Here is a 24,348-nt window from a genome sequence, read left to right as displayed (position 1 = left end):
TTCGTTGATCATCGCCATAAAAAGGACTACCTTTCTATACTCAAATCCGAACACATGAAAAGGCTCTTCCTCTCCGCGTTGTTTCTCTGCGCCACGGTGCTCTCCTGCAAACAACCAACGAAGTCCAACTACACGCTCGGTACCGTCACGTTCGAGGTGGCGGGCACGGATGCCGCCCAGCAGGCTTTTCTGAAAGGCCATTTGCTGATGCACAGCTTTGAGTTCATGGACGCTGCGGAAGCCTTCCGCGAAGCGCAAACGCTGGACCCTACTTGTGCGATGGCCTTCTGGGGAGAAGCGATGACCTACAATCATGCCATCTGGCAGGAACAGGATTATGAAAAAGCCGTAGCCACATTAAAGCGGCTCGCAGCGACGCCGGAAGCGCGGGTGGCAAAAGGTGCAACACCTTTGGAGAAAGATTTTTTGCAGGCCGTGAATGTGCTCTACGGAACGGGAACAAAAACGGAACGCGATCGGGCGTACGCCAAATTTATGGGCGAGCTTTACAACAAATATCCCGGCAATCATGAGGTGGCTTCCCTGTATGCATTGGCGCTGCTCGGCGAAGAGCCGGTGGGGCGCAGCGAAGAGCTGTACCGGGAGAGTGCGCGCATCTCGGCGCAGATCTTGAAAGAGAATCCCAATCACCCCGGAGCCTTGCATTATTTTATTCACGCCAACGACGACCCGGGTCATGCGCGTGATGCGCTCCACGCGGCCGATGAATATTCCGTCGTGGCCCACGATGCCACGCATGCCCTGCACATGCCTACGCACATCTATCTTGCCCTCGGCATGTGGGACCGTGTGGTGAGTTCCAACGAAGTGTCGTGGCAAGCCAGTGTGAACCGGAAACAAAAAAGAAATTTGCCCAACGATGCGCTGGGGTATCACTCTTTTCACTGGCTGGAGTATGGCTATCTCCAACAAGGCCGCGTCCAGGACGCTCAAAAACTTTTGCAAGACATGATGACCTATTGCGCGGCACTGCCTTCCATCAAAGCCCGCACCCATGAGATCTTTTTGAAATCGTCCTACGCCGTGGAAACCAATGACTGGAAATCGTCCTTTGCTGCGCACGAGACCGACGCCAAAGGATTGAACGTCGCCACCCAGGGCTTGGAAAGTTTTGTTAAAGGCATGCGGGCCTATGCGATGGCCGACATCCCGACGATGGAAAAAGTTATCGCCACGATGGAGCAGGACCGCCTGCGCGAGACCGCGAAGATCGATGGCGACGGCATCGCGCTGTGTGGCAGTGGTGCGAGTCGTGAAAACACAACGAAAACCGATGTCGATCTCCTGCACCTGATGGAGATGGAACTTCAGGGCATGAAAGCCTGGCAACAGAAAGACCTGACCGCGGCCGACCGTTGGCTGAAAGAAGCCGCTTCGTTCGAGGATCGCATTGCCTTTGGTTATGGTCCCCCGGTGGCGAAGCCGTCATCCGAACTCTACGGCGAGTTTCTGCTCAGCCAAAACCAGCCCCGCGAAGCCATGCAATATTTCGACACCTCCCTGAAACGCGCACCACGTCGCGTGCTGTCGCTCAAAGGAAAGATGGAGGCGGCGAAAATGTTAAAGCAGGACGACGTGGCAGCGGCTATCGCGAAGGAGCTCCAAAGCATTAAAGTATAATCGGAAAAATTTCAAGCTCGATAATCCGCCGTTATCGGCAGGGGTATGCTACGATTTTGAAGACCGTCAGCGGAAAACCCGCAGAAATTACCAGACCGATTCCGTACTTTCGCTGCATGAAGCATTTCAATTTCCTGTTTTCCCTGGCCCTGTTATTTTTGATAAGTGCCTGCGCTACAAAAAGCAACCCCGATGCCACCCGCGAGGAATGGATAGACCTGTTCAACAACAAGGACCTTACGGGGTGGGACATCAAGATCGCCAAACACGATCTGAACGATAACTTCAACAACACCTTTTATGTAAAAGACAGCATCCTGGAGATCGACTACAGTCGTTACGACAAGTTTGACGGCGAGTTTGGGCACCTTTATTACAACCAACCCTTTTCCTATTACAGAATTCGGCTGGAGTATCGCTTCAGGGGAAAACAGTTGCGCGGGGGGCCTGACTACGCTTACCTGAACAGCGGTGTTATGCTGCATTCGCAGGCAGCCTCTACGTTGACCAAGAATCAGACATTTCCTGTATCCCTTGAAATGCAGTTCCTGGCCAGCAACGATTCGGTGAAACGAACCACTGGCAATCTGTGCACCCCCGGCACCGAAGTTTTTCAAAAAGGAAGCCTCTTTCCTGGCCATTGCATCGACTCGAATTCGAGGAACTACGACGAGAACGAATGGGTCACCATCGAGGCCGTGGTGTTGGGCGACTCGATCGTTCATCACATTTTGGGAAAAGATACCGTGCTTACCTATGAACATCCCCGTGTTGGAGGTGGTTTTGTGGGCGGCAACATGAACTGGACGCGCGGTGGTTTTGCCGACTCGCTCCAATGGATGGACAGGCAGGGCACACCGTTGAAGGAAGGTTATATCGCGTTGCAAGCCGAAAGTCATCCACTGGAATTCCGTAAAGTGCAACTGATGAACCTGAAAGGCTGCACCGACCCGAAGGCGCTGAATTATAAATCGTATTTCATAAAATCCGACAACACCCAGTGCCGCTATAAATGATCACCCTCACGGTTCCCGTTCCCAAAGAATTCAGTTTCGACCAGGCCTTGTCTTTCCTGAAGCGCTCGCCCCGCGAGTTGCTGCACCAGGTGGACGGCGGAACCGTGCACAAAGCCTTGCGCGTCGACGATGACGTGGTTGCCATCGCCGTATCGTTCGAAAAAAAGAAAGTCCGGATCGACGTTTTGGCGGAGAGCCTCACCCCAACCCAGCAAGAAGAAGTGATCGCCTACGTGCGCGAATGGTTTGACCTCGACACCGACCTCAAGCCGTTCTACGCGATGGCGGAAAAAGATAAGTTGCTGAAAGACCTCGTCCAGCAATATTACGGCTACCGCATCGTGGGCCAGCCCGATCTCTACGAGGCCGTCACGTGGGCCATGCTGGGCCAGCAGATCAATGTGGCGTTTGCGTATACGTTGAAACAAAGATTTGTGGAACACTTTGGTGCATCGTTGCAGATGATGGACAAGAAATACTATTTGTTTCCTGTCCCCGAAGCTGTGGCAGTGTTGTCGCCCGACGTGTTGATGCCCCTGCAGTACTCGCGCCAGAAGGCGGCCTACACCATCACGATCGCCGAGGCCTTTGCCAGTGGAACCGTTTCCAAAGAAAGCCTGAAAGGTCTGCCGTTGCAGGAAGCCAAAGAACGCCTCATGAAAATAAAAGGCGTCGGCAACTGGACGGCCAACTACGCCCTCATGAAAACCTTTCGCTACCCCGACGCTTTTCCTCTGGAGGATGCGGGTTTATACAACGTGGTAAAAAAATACAAGAAGCTCGACCGCAAGCCCACGCCCGATGAAATGAAAAAGGTATTCAAAAAGTACAAAGGCTGGGAAGCTTATGCTACCTTGTACTTGTGGAAGAGCTTGTGATCCACGCCGGATCTCCGTAATTTCCTGAAGCCTATGTCCCGCATACAAATACAATTACCAGAGAAATTTATTTACGAGACCACCCTGACGGTTCGCGCGTCGGATCTGAACTACGGGGCGCATGTGGGACATGATCGGATACTGACCCTGATGCAGGATGTGCGGGTAGAGTTCTATCGCACGCGGGGCATAGAAAACGAATTGCATTTGGATGGAACCATCGGGCAGGTGATCGCCGATGTGGGCGTTGTGTATAAGTCGGAGGCTTTTCTTGGTGACGAGCTTTTCTTTCAGTTAGGCGTTTCTGATTTTCATCGCGTGGGGTTTGATATGTTGTATCGCGTCACGCAAAAAGCATCGGGCAAGGAAGTGGCGTTGGCGAAGCTGGCGATCATCACATTCGATTATGCGGTCAGAAAGATCGCTCCGTTGCCTCCTGCATTTTTGTCAAAACTTCAATCCTGAATCGCATGACTCTTGAACAAGCCCAACAACAAGTGGATGAGTGGATAAAGACACACGGTGTACGCTACTTCAATGAACTGACCAACATGGCCATGCTCACCGAAGAGGTGGGCGAGGTTGCGCGCATCATGGCGCGACGATATGGAGAGCAGTCGGAAAAGGAATCCGACAAACACAAAGACCTTGGCGATGAGATGGCGGATGTGTTGTGGGTACTGATTTGCCTGGCCAATCAAACGGGTGTGAACCTTACGGAAGCGTTTGCCCGCAACCTGGAAAAGAAAAGCCAACGCGATAAAGACCGTCATCATCAAAATCCAAAGTTGAAATGAAAAGAATTTTCGGCACCGCGATGGCAGCATGCTTGCTGGTCGCCTGCAGCCAGCATCCCGCAGCGGATAAAATTATCCTCGGCCGCATCTGGACCGGCAACCCGTCACAACCCTGGGCCGAGGGTGTTGCCGTGAGCGGCGATACCGTTGCCGCGGTTGGCGACGCCGGCGAGATAAAGAAATGGCAAGGGGAAAAAACCGAGGTGATCACCCTAAACCAAGGGGAGTTGTTAACCCCCGGCTTCATCGATTGCCATACACACTTCATCGAAGGTGGTTTCGCACTTTCATCCGTGCAGTTGCGCGACGCAAAAACACCAGATGAATTTATTTCACGCATAAAAGCCTACGCGCTAACGCTCCCGAAAGGCGTGTGGATCACCGAGGGCGATTGGGACCATGAGAACTGGGGCGGCGAGTTGCCCACGCGCGCATGGATCGACTCGGTTACAGCAGGCCACCCGCTATGGATCAACCGACTCGACGGTCACATGTGCCTGGCCAACACGGCCGCACTGAAAGCTGCCGGCATTACGGACCAGGTGAAAGACGTTGCCGGCGGTTCTATCGTGCGCGACAAAGCGGGCAAACTCACCGGCATCTTTAAAGACAATGCCATGGGCATGATCTCCAAGGCCGTGCCCCCGCCCACCCCAGACCAGGAGGACAAGGCCCTGGAAGCGGCCATGGCTTATGTGGCCGCGCGCGGCGTAACCTCCACGCACAATATGATGGGCTACCAGGACGTATTTGAGCGGGCGCACGACCGCCACGCCCTCACCACACGCATCTATTCCGGTATGATGTTGAGGGATTGGAAGGCACTTGCCGATAAAATACAACAAAAAGGACGCGGCGATGTCTGGCTGCGCAGGGGCGTGCTGAAAGAATTCGTAGACGGATCGCTCGGATCACACACCGCTGCCTTCTTCAAGCCTTTCGACGACACGCCGAAAGATTCAGGCTTCTTTGTGATCCGCGAGCAAGAACTCCACCGCCTCATCAAATCCGCCGATAGCGCCGGGCTCCAGGTGACGGTGCACGCCATCGGCGACAAAGCCATTCATACCTTGCTGAATACCTTCGAACAAGTGGCCGCCGAGAATGGCAACCGCGACCGCCGCTTTCGCATTGAACACGCCCAACACATTGCCCCGGACGACATCAAGCGCTTCGCCGCCCAGATGATCATCCCCAGCATGCAGCCCTACCACGCCATCGACGACGGCCGCTGGGCCGAGAGAGTGATCGGTCACGAACGCTCGAAGACGACTTACGCTTTTCGCTCGCTGCTGGACGCCCACGCCAAGCTAGCCTTTGGCAGCGACTGGTTCGTAGCGCCACCCACACCGTTAGAAGGCATCTACGCTGCCGTGACGCGCCGCACACTGGACGGTAAAAATGATAACGGATGGATCCCGGAACAGAAGATCACCGTGGAAGAAGCTTTGCAAGCCTACACGGCAAATGCCGCCTACGCATCGTTTGAAGAAAACATCAAAGGCATGCTGGCACCCGGCATGCTGGCCGATATGGTGCGGCTGGAGAAGGACATCACGGTCATTCCGCCTCCCGAGATCAGAGACGTGAAGGTGTTGACAACCTGGGTAGGAGGGAAAGTAGTCTATCAAAAGTAGGACGCGTCGAAATTTTTTTTTCAGTGTGCGCGGTGTGTCTTCGATTTCGTGTACTTCCCCTTGCACGGCTGGAAAAAATCCTGGAGCTTTCGTTAAATCCTGAACACCTATGTCCGAGAATCAGCGCTACCTCTCCCTTGATGTATTCCGGGGGATGACCGTTTGTTTTATGATCATTGTCAACACCGGCGGTGGTCCCATCAACTACGCGCCCCTGCTGCATGCCTCGTGGCATGGCTTTACACCCACCGACCTTGTGTTTCCTTCCTTTCTTTTTGCCGTGGGCAATGCCATGGCGTTCTCACTCCATAAATACGAGTTGCAAGGCGAGGGTGTTTTCTGGCGGAAGACGTTGAAGCGGACGGCCATCATTTTCCTGTTGGGATTTTTAATGTACTGGTTCCCGTTTTACCGGCCCGATGAGCACGGTGACTGGGCGTTCAAGTCGATCACGACCACCCGGATCCTGGGCGTGCTGCAACGCATCGCGTTGTGTTATTTCTTTGCGTCGATCATCCTACACTATGGTTCAAAGCGCTTTGCGGTTTGGTTTAGTGCGTTTGCCTTACTGCTGTATTGGATCGTGAGCTATGCGTATGGCGATGCCAATGATCCCTATAGCCTGGCGGGAAATGCAGGATCAAAGATCGATCTGTGGCTGTTTGGTGAGCAACACCTGTATCATGGAGAAGGCGTGCCATTCGAACCCGAAGGATTGTTGAGCACCTTGCCGTCGATTGTGAATGTGATCTTTGGATACCTCGCCGGCGATTTTATCCGGCGGTATGGAAATAAATACGAAACCATCGCCAAGCTCATGTTAGCCGGTGCGTTGCTGGTCTTTGTGGCCCTCACGTGGGATATGGTTTTCCCGATCAACAAAAAGTTGTGGACCAGCTCCTTCGTGCTGCTCACGGTGGGCATCGACCTCATGGTGTTGTCGTTGCTGATCTATGTGCTGGAAATCCTCCACCGCACAAAGTGGACACCCTTCTTTTTGGTGTTTGGAAAAAATCCATTGTTCATCTACCTGCTTTCGGAGTTGTTGATCATTATCATGTACATGATCCCGACAAAATCCGAGAATCTGCAACATTCGGTTTATTTGGGATTTGAAAAGATCTTCAGCCCTATCAACGCCTCGTTCCTGTTTGCATTTTTCTTTATGCTAACGTGCTGGGCTGTGGGCTATGTGCTGGACAAGCGAAAGATCTATATCAGGGTGTAGCAAACCTACGAGACGACGTGGGGCACCAGCACATTTTCCTTTAACACCGGGATCACGTTAAACTGATCCGGCGTGAGGCAAAACGTGATGTCCTTGAATACATTGAGCCTGGCCAGTCGCTTCACGTGACTCGCATTTTTGAGAAATCCTTCCAGGTCATTTTTTGCCTGGTTGTACAGATGCTGTGCAGCAATCGGCGCATCACAATCCGGTTCGATGTGATCCTTTAAGAGTTCAACCAATGCGCCTGCAAAAAGCGTATCCTCTAAATTCACTTTTCCTTTCCATCCTGCACACACCACCAACACGTTGTTGTCGCCATGGCGCAAATACTTCGCGACGGCCGAAAGGTTGAGGAAGGAGCCGATGATAATTTCTTTCGCCCCTGCCGATTTGGCAATGGCCTGTGTGCCATTGGTCGTGGTGAATGCGATCTTCGCGCCCTTGAGCGATCCGGCCATGTATTCGAAGGGGGAATTTCCGAGGTCGAAGCCGTCCACTTTTTTTCCGTCGCGCTCTCCTGCGGTGAAGTAGCCTTTTGCTTTCATGGCCCGGCAATCATCCAGCGAGGCAAATGGTGTGATGCTTTCGATGCCGTGGGCCAGCGCGGTGGTCATGCATGAAGTGGCCCGGAAGATGTCGACCACCACGACGGTGCGGTCGTGCACTTTGTACAAGTGCATCAGGTCGGGACTGAGGCAAACGTCGATAGTCTTCATAAATGCGATGGAGAAAGAGACGATGGACTAGCCAATCAGTGGGGTCTTGCTCACTTGCGCTTTCAAGGCCTTGCCGCGAACATCGATGAAGATCTCGGAACCTACCGCGGAGTTTGCGTTGGTCACATAGCCCAACCCAATGCCGATGCCCAGCAAAGGAGACATCGTGCCGGAAGTAACTTTTCCAATCACCTCGCCGGCAGCATTCTTAATAACATAGTCGTGACGGGAAATGCCCTTGTCTACCATTTTAAAGCCCACCAGTTTGCGGGTGACGCCTTCTTCTTTTTGCTTTTTGAGGGCCGCGGAGTTGGTGAAATCTTTTTTGAATTTGGTGATCCATCCCAATCCTCCTTCGAGCGGCGACGTGGTGTCGTCGATGTCGTTGCCGTAGAGACAGAAACCCATTTCCAGGCGCAGCGTGTCGCGGGCGCCCAGGCCGATCGGTTTGATGTCGAATTCTTTGCCGGCTTCAAAGATGGCTTTCCAGATCTTTTCGGCGTAGGCTTTGTCCACATAGATCTCAAAACCGCCCGCACCGGTATAGCCCGTGTTGGACATGATCACGTTCTTTACGCCAGCAAATTCGCCGACCGTAAAGTGGTAGTATTTAACGGCGCTAAGGTCTGTGGTGGTCAGTTTCTGCAGGGTGGCGACGGCCTTTGGGCCTTGCACGGCGAACAGGCACGTGTCGTCCGAAACATTTTTCATGTCCACGCCCTTGGTATTGAACTGGCTGATCCAATTCCAGTCCTTGTCGATGTTGGAGGCGTTCACCACCAGCATGTAGCCTTCGTCTTCTATTTTATAGACGATGAGATCGTCCACGATGCCGCCGGTTTGGTTGGGCAGACAGGAATATTGCGCCTGGCCATCCACGAGGGTGGCGGCGTCGTTGCTGGTCACCCGTTGGATGAGGTCGAGCGCGTTGGGGCCCTTCAAAAGAAATTCGCCCATGTGCGATACGTCGAAAACGCCCACGCCGTTCCGCACGGTCATGTGCTCTTCGATATCCGATGAATAGCGGACGGGCATATTGTACCCCGCAAAGGGAACGATCTTTCCACCCAATGAAACGTGAAGCTGATGCAAGGGAATGTTCTTTATCTCCATGGTGCAATTTTAGGTGCACAAAGGTAAGAGATTTCCCAAAAGCAGAAACCCTGGTCAATCAATAACCTGCACCCAACCTTTCACCACCCGGTGCTCTGCTTTGGGGTCGCGCATATCGAAATGTACGTCGGCTGAGTAAAAATACACGCCACTACTCACCTTCTTGCCGGCCGGGTCCAGCCCATTCCAGAAAACATAATTATTTCCTTCGCCCGGCGGGGCATCCCATGTAAAAACTTCCTTTCCCCAGCGGTCGTAGATCCTCAGGGCAATGGACTTTACAAAACGGAGGCACGAAGCCTCATCGGTCACATCGGTAAAGGCCTCAAAATAATCATTTCGTCCATCGGCGTTATAGGGAGTGATCACGTTTGCAAAGGCCACAAAGCCGCAGTTGTCGTTGCAAACGGGCTGGCTTGGGGGGCTCATATTGCCGGCGCGGTCGATGGCTGCCACGGTGTAGCATTTCGCCATTGTCGGAAGCCCGCCGTGCAGAAAGGAATTCCCCTTCACGCGGCCCAACGGTGTATAGGTCACCTCATCGTCCGACACAAAGACTTGGTAGCTTTCAATCTCCTCGGAGCACGATGCGGGCATGCTCCAGGTAATTTTGTTGGCATAGTTATTCCCCCGGCACGAAAAAGAACGGCAGTCCATGGTCTCCATCATGGCCACGGGAGCGCATGGCGGTATCGTATCGGGTTTTGCGGCGCGCAAGACTTGCGAGTAATTTTCCAGGGGTTGCGGGAGGTCGGGGTTCCCATACGAACCTCGTGTGAGCACTTTATAATAATAGACGATGTCCGGTTGCGCCTTCGGGTCGATATACATAAATCCATTCTCATTTACGTCCACGCTATCCAACAGCGTGAAGGCGCCGTCGGGGCCGGTTTCATTTCTGTAAATAAGATGATACGGATATGCCTGCGTGAAATTATACCACGGTGTTTCCGCATCCCAGGTCAGGGATAGTTCTTTCGTGTTGGACGGCTGGGCGAGATATACTGACGAAGCCGCATCCGATGTGTCCACCGGTGCCGCGGTGAGGGCTGGCACGTACAGTTCGATCCGGTAGCGATGCGCAAGATCTTGTGTGTTCAACGTATCGGTGAAAACCGTGTCCTGCAAAGGCCCCCGCACAAAAACAAAATCAGGATCCGTCAGCCCGTCGCTGCGATAGACTTTATACGAGTAGGGTGGAGGATACTGGTTTTTATCCAGGGCAAAGGGCGACGTCCATCGCACCAACGTGTGGCCGTTGATGGCATTGGTTTTTGTTACGCTCACGGTGGTGATCACCGGCGCTTCAGGCGGTTTTGGAATAAGACAAGTATCCAAAGAGATCCGGCTGGGAACCTTGGCATCGCCCACGAGCGACACGATCCGGTAACAATATTGTGCGCCAACGGCTATTGCGGCATCGGTGTAGCTGACAGCATCCCCGGGCAGCTCCGCCAGCAACCGGTAGCGCAACGCCTTCGGCATTCCAGTGGCACATTCGGGGACATCGTATGCATAACGAGCCACCCGCCGCCACACCTGCACAGCTTTGGTGTTTGCGCACGCGGGCGATTTCCATTGCAAGGTGAGAACCTTGTTCACGGGGTTAACGGTCACGCGCTCGTACGCAGGCGCCGAAGCCATCACCTTCACAAACAGCGTCTGAAATCGAACCAACGGTGCCCCTGAGCGCGGGCGGTCTGTGATCTTAAAAACAATGGAATAGGACTGCTCCCGTACGTGGGTACAGGCCGGTTTCCACGAGAAAGAAAGCGAGGCGGTGTCGTATGGCGGCGATGTCGATTGCAGTTCGCCGTCGTTTTGAACAATGGCCGGGTTTTCGTCCAGTGAAAACACATCCGAGAAGGCCTCCATGATCACGGGATCCCCATCGGGATCCGAACCCTTCAGGTGTACGTTCACCGGCGTGCCGGCAATTACGCACACGTCTTGCGGGACGCTTATCTCTGGCCGGCGGTTCATACAATCCTCCACAATGATCTGCATGTCGCGCAGCACATAGCCCGTGAGATACCAAACGCTGTCATTCGGCGAACGTCTCCATTCATAGATCTTGATAGAAACCGTGTACTCACCAATGGCATTGGGAGCATCCCAGGTCAGCAAGCCGGTTACCGGGTCGATGGAGAAAGTCGGCGGGCCACTGTGCGCCTCTGTGGCATGGTTGTAGTCGACGCCGGTGTAAAAGGCGATATCATTTGGATGCTTATAGTTAGAGACGGGCGTGTTGGATGTCGACAGCGGCACGGACAAGCCATAGGATAAGCTGTCGCCATCCCGATCGACGGCGCCGATCGCGTGATAGAATGCCAATCCCGGGCATGCACGATCAATGGGCGGGACGGTGAGCTCCGGCAAGGAATTGCAGTGGCCGGGTTGTACCCGTAGCGAGATCTCCGTGTAAAAGACGGTGGCCCCCGAGCCCGTAAAATTCAACACGCCCTCATTTCGGTTGGCTTCTGTGTAAGAGATCGTATAAGCGCCCGGCATGAAGGTGGCGGCGGTCTCGAATCGCACGCGGCCAACCTTTAACACGGCATCGATGGTGTCGATCTCCACCAGTTCCGGCAACACGAGGGTGGTGCCGTTCCCAAAATTCAGCAGGCTTCCGTCGCCGCCGAAGGCAACGGCCGTGCCGTAATTGATGTAGCCGATGATCACGATCGTATAGGTGGGTGAACTGCAATTTTGCTGCAACGCCTGAATTTCCACGGAGCGGATATGGCTGGCATGCAAACGGGTTCCTGTCAACAGCAACAGGAAACAGAAACCGGCGGTAAACGATTTCATGGGAGGGTGTTTTAGGTACGGATACAACGGTGGCCTGCCGGCCTTTAGTATCCGTACCCCGCATTCAATGGCCAACAGCCTTTAACACACGGAGTCTACACGTCCCCAAGGTCGTTCTTATCCGTAGCCCGCAGGTTTGGGGATTACTGTGCCTTTGCCTTCTCGATGGATTCGAGAATGTCGGTTTTCACCTTTTGGACTTTTTCCATTTGTCCTTCCAGGTACTCCCGTGCCTTTTCTTCACCCAGGCTGTCGGGCGGGGCGTTGAAGGCGCGCATCCACACCATCATGTTCTCGCTGGCCGAGTCGAGTTGAACAATGGTCTGTTCGATCTCTTTTTTCTTGGCTTCGGCCATCGAGGGGGTGTTGGCTATTTTATCTTTCAGCGCCTCTTTCAGGGTATAGATATCGTTGAGCTTGGGCATGACTTCGTCGTGCACTTTCATCACTTTCTCGTAGAGCAGTTGGTTGCCGGTGGCTTCGGTGGCATCCGGTGCCGTCGCTTCATCGTGTCCTTCATGTTCGTGTGCTTTATGGCCACAGGCCAGTGCAAAAAAGACGGGGATAAGAAAGGATAGGGAAGTTTTTTTCATGGGTTGCTAGGGTTGAGCGCCAAAGGTAATGCGCAGCCTGCAATGAACCATAGGCCCGGGAACCCATTTCGACAAGCGGTGCGGAGAGGACATTCGGGTGCTGTGGGTGACCGGCCGGTATGAGACAGATTTTCTGACCCGTTGACTAGAATATAGGATGGACAATACCACGCAGGTGGTTCAAGCAAACGGGTTCGGCAGCATTTTCTTCGCTAACAACCATTAGTTACCATAAAATATTTTGCGAAAGGTGGCATGCAAACTTGCAACACTAAAAAAAAACATTTTATCTTTGAACCACTTCAACAAGAAGATATGACCATCAACCGCACAAGCTTTTACTTTTACTACTTTTTTAGTACCCCAACGGGACTTTAAGAGCAGTGTGTTGTTGACTAAACGATAACGAAAAACTCAGAAAAGTCCCGGAACCCCGGGACTTTTTGTTTTATGGACATAGTGTAAAAATGGCAAAGAAGAAAAAACTCAGCATTGCAATTCAAGGGATAGCCACCAGCTTTCACGAAGTGGCCGCGCTCACCTATTTCAACGAGCCCATCGACACCATCGAGTGCCTGTCCTTTCATCGTCTTTGCGAAAGCCTGAAGAACGGCGAGGCCGACTATGCCGTGATGGCCATCGAGAATTCCATTGCCGGAAGCATTTTGCCGAACTACTTTCTTTTACAGGAATATCATTTCAGCATCATTGGCGAGCTCTACCTCCCCATCCACATGCACCTGCTCACGTTGCCGGGGGTGAAGTTGAGCGAGATCACCACCATCGAGTCGCATCCCATGGCCATCCGCCAGTGCGCCGAATACCTCCACGCCCTGAAAAACGTCGAGATCCGCGAAAGCGACGACACGGCCCTTTCGGCCAAGCGCGTAAAGGAAATGAAGCTGAAGACCACCGCGGCCATCGCCAATGAGCATGCCGCCAAAAAATATGGCTTGCAGATCCTGGAGAAACGCATCGAGACCCATAAGAAGAACTTCACCCGCTTCCTGGTGCTCACCAAGCGCAGCCACGACAAAAAGGAAAGCAACAAAGCCTCCCTCAGTTTCGAGGTGGCCAACGAAGTGGGCAGCCTGGCCGACGCGCTCATGACCTTCAAGAACAACAGCATCAACCTGACCAAGATCCAATCGATACCGATCATTGGAAAGCCCAGCGAATACTCCATTCACATCGACGTGGAATGGAAACGCCGCAAGCAATACGACGATGCCATGCACCAGGTGTTGCTGCAGGTAAAAAATCTCAACGTGTTGGGAGAGTATAAAAAAGGAAAGATCGAATACAAATAATAAAAGACGCGAGCGATGATCACAACAGCCAACCGAATTGCCCAGGTAGAAGAATACTACTTCAGCCGCAAGCTGGCCGAAGTACGCGGGCTCGACACCCCCGAATTGCGGGTGATCAACCTGGGCATCGGCAGCCCCGACCAGGCGCCATCGGCTTCTACCATAGAAGCGCTGACGGTCTCTGCAAAAAATCCTGCCAACCACGGCTACCAGAACTACAAAGGCATTCCCCAACTGCGCAATGCCATTGCCGACTTTTATAAAAATACATACCAGGTTTCGCTGAATCCCGAAACGCAGATCCTTCCCCTCATGGGCTCTAAAGAAGGTATCATGCACATCGCGATGGCTTTTGTGAACGAAGGCGATGAAGTGCTCATCCCCAACCCGGGATATCCCACTTATTCGTCGGTGGCCAACCTGGTGGGAGCAAAGCTTAGTCCTTACGCGTTGCGTGAAGATTCCAATTGGGGCATCGATATGGAGGCGCTGAAGAAACGCGATCTTTCGAAAGTGAAGATCATGTGGGTGAACTTTCCCCACATGCCCACCGGCCGAACCGCGTCGCGCGAAGAATTGAAGGAGCTGGTGGACCTGGCCCGCAAAAATCAATTCCTGATCGTGAACGACAATCCCTACAGCCTCATCCTGAACGATGAACCCATGAGCATTCTTTCCATCGAAGGAGCTGATGAAGTGGCGCTGGAGTTGAATTCCCTCAGCAAGTCACACAACATGGCCGGGTGGCGCATCGGGTGGGTGGCCGGCCGCAAAGAATATATAGAAGCCGTATTGAAAGTGAAGAGCAACATGGACTCCGGCATGTTCCTTGGTTTGCAACACGCCGCCGTGGAAGCTTTGAAAAATGGAGCAGAATGGTTCACGTCGCTCAACGCGGTGTACGCCGACCGCAAGCGCGTAGCCATGCAGTTGCTCGACCTGCTCGGTTGCAGCTATTCGGCCAAGCAATCCGGCTTGTTCGTTTGGGCGAAAGCGCCCGACCAAATCCAGGATGTGGAGAAATGGATCGACGAGATCCTCTACGGCACAAAAGTGTTCATCACACCCGGTTTCATTTTTGGAGAAGCCGGAAGAAGATATATCCGCATTTCCCTCTGCTGCACCACAACGATGCTCACAGAGGCCGTGCAACGCATTCAAAAGTTTTTAGGCGATAAGGCCGCGGTTTCGTCAAAGGCCTCGGTAAACGCATAAGTTTAAAAAAAGAAAATGAAGACAACGGTTATCGGTCTGGGGTTGATTGGAGGTTCCATCGCGTTGGATCTGAAAAAAGCAGGTCTCGCGTCGGAGGTGATCGGGCTGGAACAAAATGCCGCCCACGCGGCCCGGGCCGTGGAGTTGGGATTGGTCGATCGCATCGGAGAAAAAGAAGAAGCCCTGACAACGTCCGATCTGATCATCCTGGCCATCCCGGTAAACGCCTTGGGCAAATTGCTGCCTTCGGTGTTGGACAAAGTGCACAAAGATGCCGTGGTGATGGATGCCGGTTCGACCAAAAGTTTGATCTGCCGCGCCATCGCCCACCACCCGAAACGCAACCAATTTGTAGCTGCGCACCCCATTGCCGGTACGGAAAACTCAGGACCCGAAGCCGCCTTCGAAGGACTGTTCCGCAACAAGACCAACATCATCTGCGAACGCGACAAGTCCTCTGCACACGCATTGGATGTGGTGGGCCAGGTGTTCGACGCCCTGGGCATGAACACCATCTTCATGGAACCCGAAGAACACGACAAACACGTGGCCTACGTGTCGCACCTCTCGCACGTGAGCTCCTTTTTGCTGGGGCAAACGGTGTTGGACATCGAACGGGATGAGAAGAATATTTTCGCGCTGGCCGGTAGCGGTTTTGCTTCCACGGTGCGCCTGGCGAAAAGCTCGCCCGACATGTGGGCGCCCATCTTCGAGCAAAACGCCGAATACCTGAGCCAGGCCCTGCTGGAATACATCATGCACCTGCAAAAGTTTCAGTATTACCTCATGAAACGCGATGCCAAAGAACTTCATCGCATCATGGCCGACGCCAACCGCATCAGAGAAATTTTAAACGGAATAGAACACAAACAAACAAAACAACAGATCGCAAAATAAAAACACACGCATATGAAGCATACATTGCAACTGGAATCAATTTCGAAATGGCTCCCCACCGCCAGTAAGCCCATCATCATTAGCGGACCTTGCAGCGCGGAAACCGAAGAACAGACCATCGCCACCGCCAAACAACTGGCCGCCACCGGCAAAGTGCACGCTCTGCGCGCCGGCATCTGGAAACCCCGCACACGCCCCGGCCAATATGAAGGCGCTGGCGAAGAAGGATTGAAATGGCTCATCGCCGCTAAAAAAGAAACTGGCTTGCCCGTTACCACCGAAGTGGCCAACGCCGCCCACGTGGAAGCCTGTCTCAAGGCCGGTGTCGACATCCTTTGGGTAGGTGCCCGCACCACGGTGAACCCCTTCTCCGTGCAGGAGGTGGCCGACTCGCTGAAAGGCGTAGACATCCCCGTGATGGTGAAGAACCCCATCAACCCCGACCTGGAGTTGTGGATCGGCGCCCTCGAGCGTCTCAACAAAGCCGGTCTCACCAAGCTGGCCGCCATTCACCGCGGATTCTCCTCCTTCGAAAAAGGACCTTTCCGCAATGCGCCCATGTGGGACATGGCCATCGAGCTGAAGACCCGCATCCCCGAACTGGACATCATCTGCGATCCCAGCCACATCTCGGGTAACCGCGAGCTTATTTCGTTCATCTCCCAGAAAGCACTCGACCTCGACATGGCCGGTCTCATGATCGAAAGCCACATCAACCCCGATGCTGCCTGGAGCGATGCCAAACAACAAGTGACTCCCGCAAACCTCGGCAAGATCATCGACGGCCTGGTGGTGCGCACGGTGTCGTCCGACAACAAGACCTTCAAGGATACCCTCAGCATTTTGCGCGAACAGATCGACCAGTTGGACGACGAGATCATGTCCAAAATGGCGGCCCGTATGAAAATATCCGAGAAGATCGGTCAATACAAAAAAGAAAACGGCGTCACCATCCTGCAAGTGGCACGGTGGGAAGAGATCATCCAAACCCGCATCACGCTGGGCAAGGCCATGGGCCTCAATGCCGACTTCACCAGCGACCTGCTGAAGCTCATTCACCAGGAGTCCATCCAGATCCAGACCAAGGTGATGAACAAGGTGGAAGAACGCGTGTAGACTTCTTTTGCGATATGCTTTTTAAACAAAAACCCCTCTTTTCTTACAGAGGGGTTTTATTTTTTATTCTCTATCGAAAAGCGTAACGCGTTTTTTTTTACTTTATGAATTGAATGGTAAAAGTTATATGATTCGTCTTCTGTTGGCTGCCTGCCTGCTGATTAGTCTCACCAGCTATTCACAAACCCTCCCCCCTCCGTATGTTCCCGTAGCCGACGTGCTTAGCCAGGCAAAGGAATTGTATGACTCCGGGAAATATGACAAGGCTATTGAAAAATACCAGGTCATCTCCAAACGCGACACCGCCTACACCCTGGCCCTGGCCGAGATGGCACAAGCCTATGTGGCCAACAAGGAATACGACAAGGCCATTGCCGCGAGCGAAGAGGGTCTGCAAAAGCCATCTATCTACCAGCCGGAATTCATGCGGCTGCGGGGGGTGGCCTACGAACGCAAAGGAGATTTCGACAAGGCGGTCTCATATTTTGAGAAAGCCCTCGAATCCTATCCGTTCAACTATGCGATCATGTTCAACCTGGGGCTTGCCTACTACAATCACAAGGACTACGACAAAGCCACCACACAGTTTTTCAAGATCCTGGCCATCGACCCCTTTCACCCCGGGAGCCATTTGAACCTGGGCCGGATGGCGGCAGGCCAGGGCAAAAGAACGCATGCCCTGTTGTCGCTGGGCATGTACATGGGGGTGAACAACAAAGACCACGACCGCCTGGTGCTGTTGGAAAAAGTGATGTCCAATCAATTCGCCGACGACGGATCCCTTCCCTTTGCGGGCGAGAATGCGTTTGACAAAACGGATCAGATCCTAAAGGCCGGCATCGCGATGGATAAAAACTACAAACTGAAGATCCCGGTCGACGCCGCCATCGTGCGACAGTACCAGATGTTCTTCGAGCAACTCTCCAAAGTCGAGAACAAACCGAACGATCCCTGGTATGCATTTTATATGCCTATCTATCAGATGTTAAAAGACCGTGATCTGACCGAACCCTTCGTGTATCACATCCTCGGTTCGATCGACAACGACCAGGTGCACAAGTGGACAAAGAAAAATGACGACCGACTGAAGGTATTTTATTCTGCCACCAATACAGAGTTGACCAGGAAGCGCGTGCTGGTAACGGCACCCCAACTGGGATTTTCCGAGCCCGTACAAGCCTGGTACAACGACAACAATGGACTGGAGGCGCTGGGTAAAAAAGATGAAGCGAAAGGAAAGCAGGGACACTGGGTGTACTTCACCAACTCCGTGCGCATAGCCGAAGGCAGCTATTCGGATGCCGGGAAAAAAATTGGCGTCTGGAAATATTATGGCGACGACGGTGTTCTCTCCAGCACCGAGAACTATGAGTCCGGTGAAACGAGGCTCTATAAACACGGCGTTCAAGTCGAATATTTCTTCCTGAAAAATGACGAGATCGAGGGCCCCGTGGAGTTGTACAATGCCTGCGGCGCGCTGCGGGAAAAACTGGGCTACGCCAACGGCAAACGACACGGCAAGGGTGCCTCTTACTTTAGCAGCGGAAAAGTGATGCAGGAATACAACTACGATACCGACCAGCTTTCCGGCACGTTCACAAACTATTATGAGACCGGCACCGTCCGGAACAAGGTCGCGTATGCGCAAGGCAAAGCGGAAGGTGTCTATGTGGAATATTATGCCAACGGAAAAGTGAGTAGCACGGGCAGCTACAAAAACGGTGAAGTGAACGGCATCTGGAAATATTATCACGCCAACGGGAGGCTGAACCGTACCGGCAATTTCACCAACGGCACGGCCACCGGCGAGTGGACCTTCTACGATGTCCGGGGAAATCTGTATGGGAAAAGAACCCTGAATGAAAAGGGTAACATCACCGGTGAAGATAATACCTATCACGATGGCAAGCTCTACTACACCGAAACGTATAAAAACGACCTGCTGATAAAAGTGACTTACTATGATCCAAGCGGCAAGGTGGTTGGCAGTTTCGGAAAGAACGACGGAACATTTCCGGTAAAATTCTATTACCCCACCGGCCAACGCTTCGCGGAGGGCGCCTATAAAAAAGGTCGTCGCGACGGCCACTGGAAATACTATTACCCGGAAGGGACCGTGGAAAGCGAGCTGACCTACAACGATGGCCAGACGCAGGGAGAATCTATCGAGTATTTTCACACGGGCCAGAAAATGTATGTTTCGCATTATGTGGATGATGAACGGGAAGGCGTGTTCGAGGAGTTTTTTGTGCACGGCCAATTGAAACAACGCGGCTACTACGCGGCCGGCCAACGCGAACAACACTGGTACACCTATCATCCCGACGGCAAGCTGGCGTCCGATTACTACTACATTCATGGCGACCTCTCGGGTGCCGCCACGGAATATGCCGTCAATGGCAAAGTGGCCGAGGTGTCTACCTACGAAGGCGACCGGATGACGGACATCGTTGACATGGGTCCCGACGAAAAACCTTTGACCAAACGCGTGGAGAAAGACAAGACCGGCCACGTAACCTTCGAGTCACGATATAAGAACGGCACGCCCCAGATTGTTTTTGAAACGAATTGTGGTGAATATACTTACATCGGTAAAATGTTTCCCGATGGAAAAACGTTTTACGATTGGTCTTCGCTCAGTGGCAAGCGTGAAGGCCTGTTCAGACAATACGCCATGAACGGACAACAGACAAGGGAAGGGTACTACCGCGACGGGAAAGCAGAGGGCCTGTGGAAAGGCTTCGAGACCGATGGTTCCGCCGATTATTCTGGCCTCTACCTCCAGGATGAACACGACAGCACCTGGACGTTCAACTACTTCAACGGGAATGTATACTACACCCGCGAATACAAGAACGATGAAGCGAATGGCATCGTGCGCATCTTTGCGCCCGACGGCACACCACTGGTAGAAAAGCTCTACTACAACAACAAGCTCGTAGCATTCCGCAAAATTGCCCCACACGAAAAACAAGAGGATTGGACGGCCTTCACCGGAAACCAAACTATTACGGCAACCTATGCCAACGGAAAGACGGCGTATGAGGAGAAACTTGCGAACGGAATGATCGACGGTGCTCGAAAAATATATTTCAGCAATGGCCAGCTCCACTTTGAGTACCATTTCGCGCTGGGCGATTACCAGGGGCCGTACACGGTTTATTTCCCCGATGGCAAGGTAGAAGAGCGGGGGAACTATAAATTTGATGAGTTGGACGGTGTCTATGAGAAATTCTATCCGAATGGCACGCCGTTTGTCCGCGAGACCTATCAAATGGGAGTGCTCAACGGGGATGCCACATACTATAGCAAAGACGGGAAATCGAAAACATATCACTTTTACGAAGGGTTACCACATGACTAGAATTTCTTTTGCAAGCCTGATCATCGCAGTTTGCGGCTTCACGGGGGCAAGCGCGCAAAGTGATCTATATAAAACACTGAAGCAGAAATTCCCGGACGACCCTGCTGTATTTGTGGAGCGTTCGGAAGTGCTCACCATCCAGCTCAAGGACGACTCATTGCAGGTGTTCACCGATGTGTCGGAAGATATATTGCATTTGAAAGAACAAAGCGAAGCCTACGCTTCGGGTCGTGTGTACGGCTCGCATTTCAACCAGGTGAAAGACATCAAGGCAAAAACGTTGATCTGGGATAAGAGCCGCTACAAGGAAATGAGTGTCTCCGATTTCAAGAAGAACAGCGACCGCGATGCCGGCATTTTCTACGACGACTCTTACTATTATTCCTTCAACTACCCGTCGGTCTCCAATGGCAACCGCACCCAACTGGAGTATCGTTCCTTTCAAAAGGATGTGAAGTTCATCCCCGGCTTCATCTTCTCCACCTACTTGCCGCAAGGAAAAACATCCTATACGATCAAGACCAGCCCGCAAGTGGATTTGTTCTATGAAGTGCTGAACGATGCCACGGGCCTCATAAAATTCCGGAAGTTCGAAAAAGGAGGCTTCAAATATTATGAGTGGACCGCCACCAACCTGCCCTCCCGCCGGAGCGAAGACAGCAGCCCATCCATTCGCTATTACGTTCCGCACGTGATCACCTACGTGAAATCGTATGAGACAAAAAAGGGAAAGGTGAACGTGCTGAGCAACCTCGACGATCTCTATCACTGGTACTACAGCTTCGTGGACGGTCTCGACAAGGACGCACCTTCGCCTGAGCTCAAGGGCGTAGTGGAAAAAATAAAAAGCCAAAGCAAGAATGAAACGGAAATCGTCCGGAACGTTTTCTATTGGGTGCAGGAGAATATTCAATACATCGCTTTCGAAGAGGGCATGCGCGGGCTCATCCCGCACAACGGCACCTATGTTTGTGAGAAGCGCTATGGCGATTGCAAAGACATGGCCAGCCTTATTGTGAGCATGCTCAATATCGCCGGCGTAAAATCCTACCGCACGTGGATCGGCACGCGCGACCTGCCTTACAAATATTCGCAGGTGCCCACCCCGTTGGTCGACAATCACATGATCGCCACCTACATCGCTGCCGATGGCCAGTATTATTATCTGGATGCCACCAGCGATCACACGCCGTTCGGCCTGCCATCGTCGATGATCCAGGGCAAGGAGGCATTGATCGGGTTGGACAAGGATCACTATGTGGTGAAGACCGTTCCCGAGATCCCGAAAGAGCGGAACCTGATGACGGATTCGATCGCGATCAAACTGGATGGCAACCAGATCGTGGGCAAAGGCGCGAGCGCGTTGACCGGCTATGCAAAAGTATTCGGTGGCTATGAACTGGATCGCGCCGAAAAGGACGACGTGAAACGCTATGTCACCCGGCTCATCGGCAAAGGCAGCAATAAATTTTACCTCGACGACTTCAAGGTGGCCAACGAAAATGACCGCGACAAACCCACCCGGATCAACTACACGTTCCGCATCGGCGATTATTTTCAAAAGATTGGCGACGAGCTCTACATCAACCTGAACCTCAACAAAGACTATTACAACGCCTTCATCAACACCGCCCTCCGGCAAACGCCAAAAGAGAACGACTACCGGTATGAGTCGTTGGAATATAGCGAGCTCACCATCCCTGACGGGTACGTGGTCGAATACCTGCCCCCCGGCGCCAAACAGGATGGCGACTTGCTGGGTTTCGAAACACGCTATGAGAAAAAGGACGGCAAGATCGTATTCTCGAAAAAATTATACATCAACTACCTGCTCATGCAGACCAACCAGTTCGATAAATGGAATGAGGCCGTGAAATCGTTGAGCGAAGCCTACAAAGAATCCCTTATTCTAAAGAAAAAATAGGCCCCGGAAAAATAATACGACCGCATCGCCGCAACAAAGCCCCTTTTTTGTATGTTCCTATGAAGGAAATTGACGGGAGACTGTCGTAAATTCGGCCTGTGATTTGTTAACTCTGAAAACATGAAATTGATCCGCACCTGTATCCTCACGGTTCTTACCCTGGTAAGCCTCGGCGCCCGGGCAAACGATTATAAACCCTACGAATGGGAGAAGGACCGCGCCCGCTATGTGTTGCCGGAAAAAGATGCAGCGCTTTCGGAGCTTATCCTCAAACAACACGCGCAATACGACTATGTGTTGAAGGACAATGAATTCGTATTGTATTCCACGGTTCACCGCATTGTGTATGTGAACAACAACGAGGCCGTGCAGAAACACAACCGCATCGTCATCTCCATGAACAACACCCTGGAGCTGCTGGACGTGAAGGCCCGCGCCATCAACAAGGCCGGCAAGGCGGTGTATTTTGATAAGACCAACCTGAAAGAGTTAAAGGACGAGAACAGCGGCAATGCCTACAAGATCTTTGCCATCGAAGGGATTGAAATGGGAAGTGAGATCGAATACTACTACACCCGAAAAATGACGGCAACCCTTTTCGACCGCGCCTTCATGCAATTTGATGCGCCCGTAAAAAACAATTCCTTTTTGCTCACCAGCCCCGGGCACCTGCGATTCGATTTCAAATCCTACAACGGTTTCCCGGATGTAAAAAAGGATGAGAAGGAAAATCAAAATACATACAGCACAGAAGCCAAGGACGTGCCCGCATTGAAGAAGGAGCCCTTCTCTTATTTTTCACCCAACCGCAAACGCATTGAATTCAAACTGGCCTACAACGTGGGTCGCTCACCGGCACGCCTCTACACCTGGGACGAAGCCGCAAAGACTTTCTACAAACTGCTCGTCACCCTTTCGAAGGAAGACGACAAGGCCATTGACAAATTCGTGAAGACCATCGGCGACAAACCCACCGCCAGCTTGGACGAACGCATCCGTAACGTTGAAACCAAGATCAAAACTTCTATCCAGGTGAACAAAGAAGGCGACAACGAATCGCTGAACCAGGTGGAGAGTATCCTGAAATATAAGCTGGCCTCGCACCAGGGCATGACCCGCCTCTTCGTAGCCGTGTTCGACAGGCTGAAAATAAATTGCCAACCCGTCATCACCTGCAGCCGCGAGAATATCAAGTTCGATGGTTCGTTCGATTCCTGGTCTTTCCTGGACGACTACGTGTTGTTCTTCCCGGACACCCGCAAGTTCCTGGAGCCCTACACCTTCGAATTCCGCTACCCGCTCATCCAACCCGACTTCACGGCCACCCAAGGCCTGTTCCTGGAGCCGTTCGTGACGGGCGATGTGAAATCGGCGCTGTCATCGATTGGTGAAATTCCCCCGACAGACTACGCCATCAACCAGGATAACCTCGACATCGATGTCACGTTCACGGATGATCTCGGTGCCAACCAAATCCGTCAGAAGCGCGACTTTGGAGGCTACAACGCAGCACTTTTCACGCCTTATTATGAATTGATCCCGGCGGCCGATCGCATTAAGATGATCGAAGAACTCACCAAGCAAACCGCGCCCGATGCTTCCATAAAGACCTGGACCGCCACCCCGGTGCCCGGCGAAAATGCAGGCAACTTCCTGGTTGACGTCGATTTTCTCTCCAATCACTTCGTGGAAAAAGCCGGTCCCCGCATTTTGTTCAAAGTGGGCGAACTGATCGGTCCCCAAGTCGAGATGTACCGCGACGACGAACGCACCACCGTGGTGGAGAATGAATACAATCGCAAATACGATCGCAAGATCCGCGTCCACATCCCGAAAGGCTATCAGGTGAAAAACCTCGACGACCTGAAAGTTGACATCGCCTACCATGACCGCGACTATGTGCCCTACATGTTCAAGTCCGAATACACGGTGAAGGACGATGTGGTGGAGGTCACCATTGTCGAATACTACAAAGAGATCTACGCGCCCCTGTCGCGCTATGAAGATTTCCGGAAAGTGGTGAACGCGGCGGCGGATTTTAACAAGATCACGCTGGTGTTGGAGAAACGATCGTAGTCTCCCCGAACCC

Annotated in this window: 18 protein-coding genes; 14 read left to right on the top strand and 4 right to left on the bottom strand. The window is 52.7% G+C overall.

The features are described from left to right. The first annotated feature begins 54 nt into the window (after positions 1-54). The 7 genes from BUB30_RS11000 to BUB30_RS10970 all read left to right on the top strand — a co-directional run bounded on the left by BUB30_RS11000 (position 55) and on the right by BUB30_RS10970 (position 7,197). Positions 55-1,641, top strand: coding sequence for a hypothetical protein (locus BUB30_RS11000; RefSeq protein WP_143164861.1), 1,587 nt, complete (start codon positions 55-57; stop codon positions 1,639-1,641). A 116-nt stretch (positions 1,642-1,757) separates the two neighbouring features. Beyond that, positions 1,758-2,657 (top strand): 3-keto-disaccharide hydrolase, encoded by a 900-nt coding sequence (locus tag BUB30_RS10995; protein ID WP_073133593.1) that lies wholly within the window; start codon positions 1,758-1,760, stop codon positions 2,655-2,657. Continuing rightward, a complete protein-coding gene (locus BUB30_RS10990) occupies positions 2,654-3,535 on the top strand; it encodes a DNA-3-methyladenine glycosylase family protein (RefSeq protein WP_073133591.1) in 882 nt (293 codons plus the stop codon). Before BUB30_RS10995 ends, BUB30_RS10990 begins: the two co-directional genes overlap by 4 nt. Positions 3,536-3,568: 33 nt before the next feature. Continuing rightward, the gene (locus BUB30_RS10985) at positions 3,569-4,000 is read left to right on the top strand and encodes an acyl-CoA thioesterase (protein WP_073133589.1); all 432 of its coding nucleotides are present in this window, start codon (positions 3,569-3,571) and stop codon (positions 3,998-4,000) included. A 5-nt stretch (positions 4,001-4,005) separates the two neighbouring features. After that, positions 4,006-4,332, top strand: a complete 327-nt coding sequence (locus tag BUB30_RS10980; protein WP_073133587.1) for a nucleotide pyrophosphohydrolase — start codon at positions 4,006-4,008, stop codon at positions 4,330-4,332. Further along, on the top strand, positions 4,329-5,969 hold the full coding sequence (locus BUB30_RS10975; protein WP_143164860.1) for an amidohydrolase: 1,641 nt from the start codon (positions 4,329-4,331) through the stop codon (positions 5,967-5,969). Before BUB30_RS10980 ends, BUB30_RS10975 begins: the two co-directional genes overlap by 4 nt. Before the next feature lie 109 nt (positions 5,970-6,078). Then, entirely contained in the window at positions 6,079-7,197 is a 1,119-nt protein-coding gene (locus tag BUB30_RS10970) for an acyltransferase family protein (protein ID WP_073133585.1), read from the top strand. 5 nt (positions 7,198-7,202) lie between these two features. Here BUB30_RS10970 and BUB30_RS10965 read toward each other — a convergent pair whose 3' ends face one another. From BUB30_RS10965 to BUB30_RS10950, 4 genes are all read right to left on the bottom strand, one after another. Beyond that, positions 7,203-7,916 (bottom strand): 2-phosphosulfolactate phosphatase, encoded by a 714-nt coding sequence (locus tag BUB30_RS10965; RefSeq protein WP_073133583.1) that lies wholly within the window; start codon positions 7,914-7,916, stop codon positions 7,203-7,205. A gap of 27 nt (positions 7,917-7,943) precedes the next feature. Next, positions 7,944-9,029 (bottom strand): glycine cleavage system aminomethyltransferase GcvT, encoded by a 1,086-nt coding sequence (gcvT, locus tag BUB30_RS10960; protein WP_073133581.1) that lies wholly within the window; start codon positions 9,027-9,029, stop codon positions 7,944-7,946. Between the two features lie 54 nt (positions 9,030-9,083). Next, positions 9,084-11,840, bottom strand: coding sequence for a T9SS type B sorting domain-containing protein (locus BUB30_RS10955; RefSeq protein WP_073133580.1), 2,757 nt, complete (start codon positions 11,838-11,840; stop codon positions 9,084-9,086). A gap of 143 nt (positions 11,841-11,983) precedes the next feature. Next, positions 11,984-12,433 (bottom strand): hypothetical protein, encoded by a 450-nt coding sequence (locus BUB30_RS10950; RefSeq protein ID WP_073133578.1) that lies wholly within the window; start codon positions 12,431-12,433, stop codon positions 11,984-11,986. Between the two features lie 467 nt (positions 12,434-12,900). Between BUB30_RS10950 and BUB30_RS10945 the strand changes: the two genes are divergently transcribed. From BUB30_RS10945 to BUB30_RS10915, 7 genes are all read left to right on the top strand, one after another. Next, positions 12,901-13,743, top strand: coding sequence for a prephenate dehydratase (locus BUB30_RS10945; RefSeq protein WP_073133576.1), 843 nt, complete (start codon positions 12,901-12,903; stop codon positions 13,741-13,743). 15 nt (positions 13,744-13,758) lie between these two features. Continuing rightward, positions 13,759-14,958, top strand: a complete 1,200-nt coding sequence (locus BUB30_RS10940) for a pyridoxal phosphate-dependent aminotransferase (RefSeq protein ID WP_073133575.1) — start codon at positions 13,759-13,761, stop codon at positions 14,956-14,958. A 15-nt stretch (positions 14,959-14,973) separates the two neighbouring features. Beyond that, positions 14,974-15,855, top strand: coding sequence for a prephenate dehydrogenase (locus BUB30_RS35600; protein WP_073133573.1), 882 nt, complete (start codon positions 14,974-14,976; stop codon positions 15,853-15,855). Positions 15,856-15,867: 12 nt separating this feature from the next. Further along, positions 15,868-16,971, top strand: a complete 1,104-nt coding sequence (locus BUB30_RS35595) for a chorismate mutase (protein WP_073133571.1) — start codon at positions 15,868-15,870, stop codon at positions 16,969-16,971. A gap of 127 nt (positions 16,972-17,098) precedes the next feature. After that, complete coding sequence (locus BUB30_RS10925; protein ID WP_073133569.1) at positions 17,099-20,335, top strand: toxin-antitoxin system YwqK family antitoxin; 3,237 nt, start codon at positions 17,099-17,101, stop codon at positions 20,333-20,335. Next, positions 20,328-22,259 carry a transglutaminase-like domain-containing protein gene (locus BUB30_RS10920; RefSeq protein WP_073133567.1) on the top strand — a complete coding sequence of 644 codons (1,932 nt, stop codon included), beginning with the start codon at positions 20,328-20,330 and terminating at the stop codon, positions 22,257-22,259. Before BUB30_RS10925 ends, BUB30_RS10920 begins: the two co-directional genes overlap by 8 nt. Before the next feature lie 120 nt (positions 22,260-22,379). Next, complete coding sequence (locus BUB30_RS10915) at positions 22,380-24,335, top strand: DUF3857 domain-containing protein (RefSeq protein ID WP_073133565.1); 1,956 nt, start codon at positions 22,380-22,382, stop codon at positions 24,333-24,335. Positions 24,336-24,348 lie beyond the last annotated feature (13 nt).

The sequence above is a fragment of the Chryseolinea serpens genome (assembly GCF_900129725.1).
Lineage (GTDB): Bacteria > Bacteroidota > Bacteroidia > Cytophagales > Cyclobacteriaceae > Chryseolinea > Chryseolinea serpens.
This window is presented reverse-complemented; position numbering and strand designations above follow the sequence as displayed.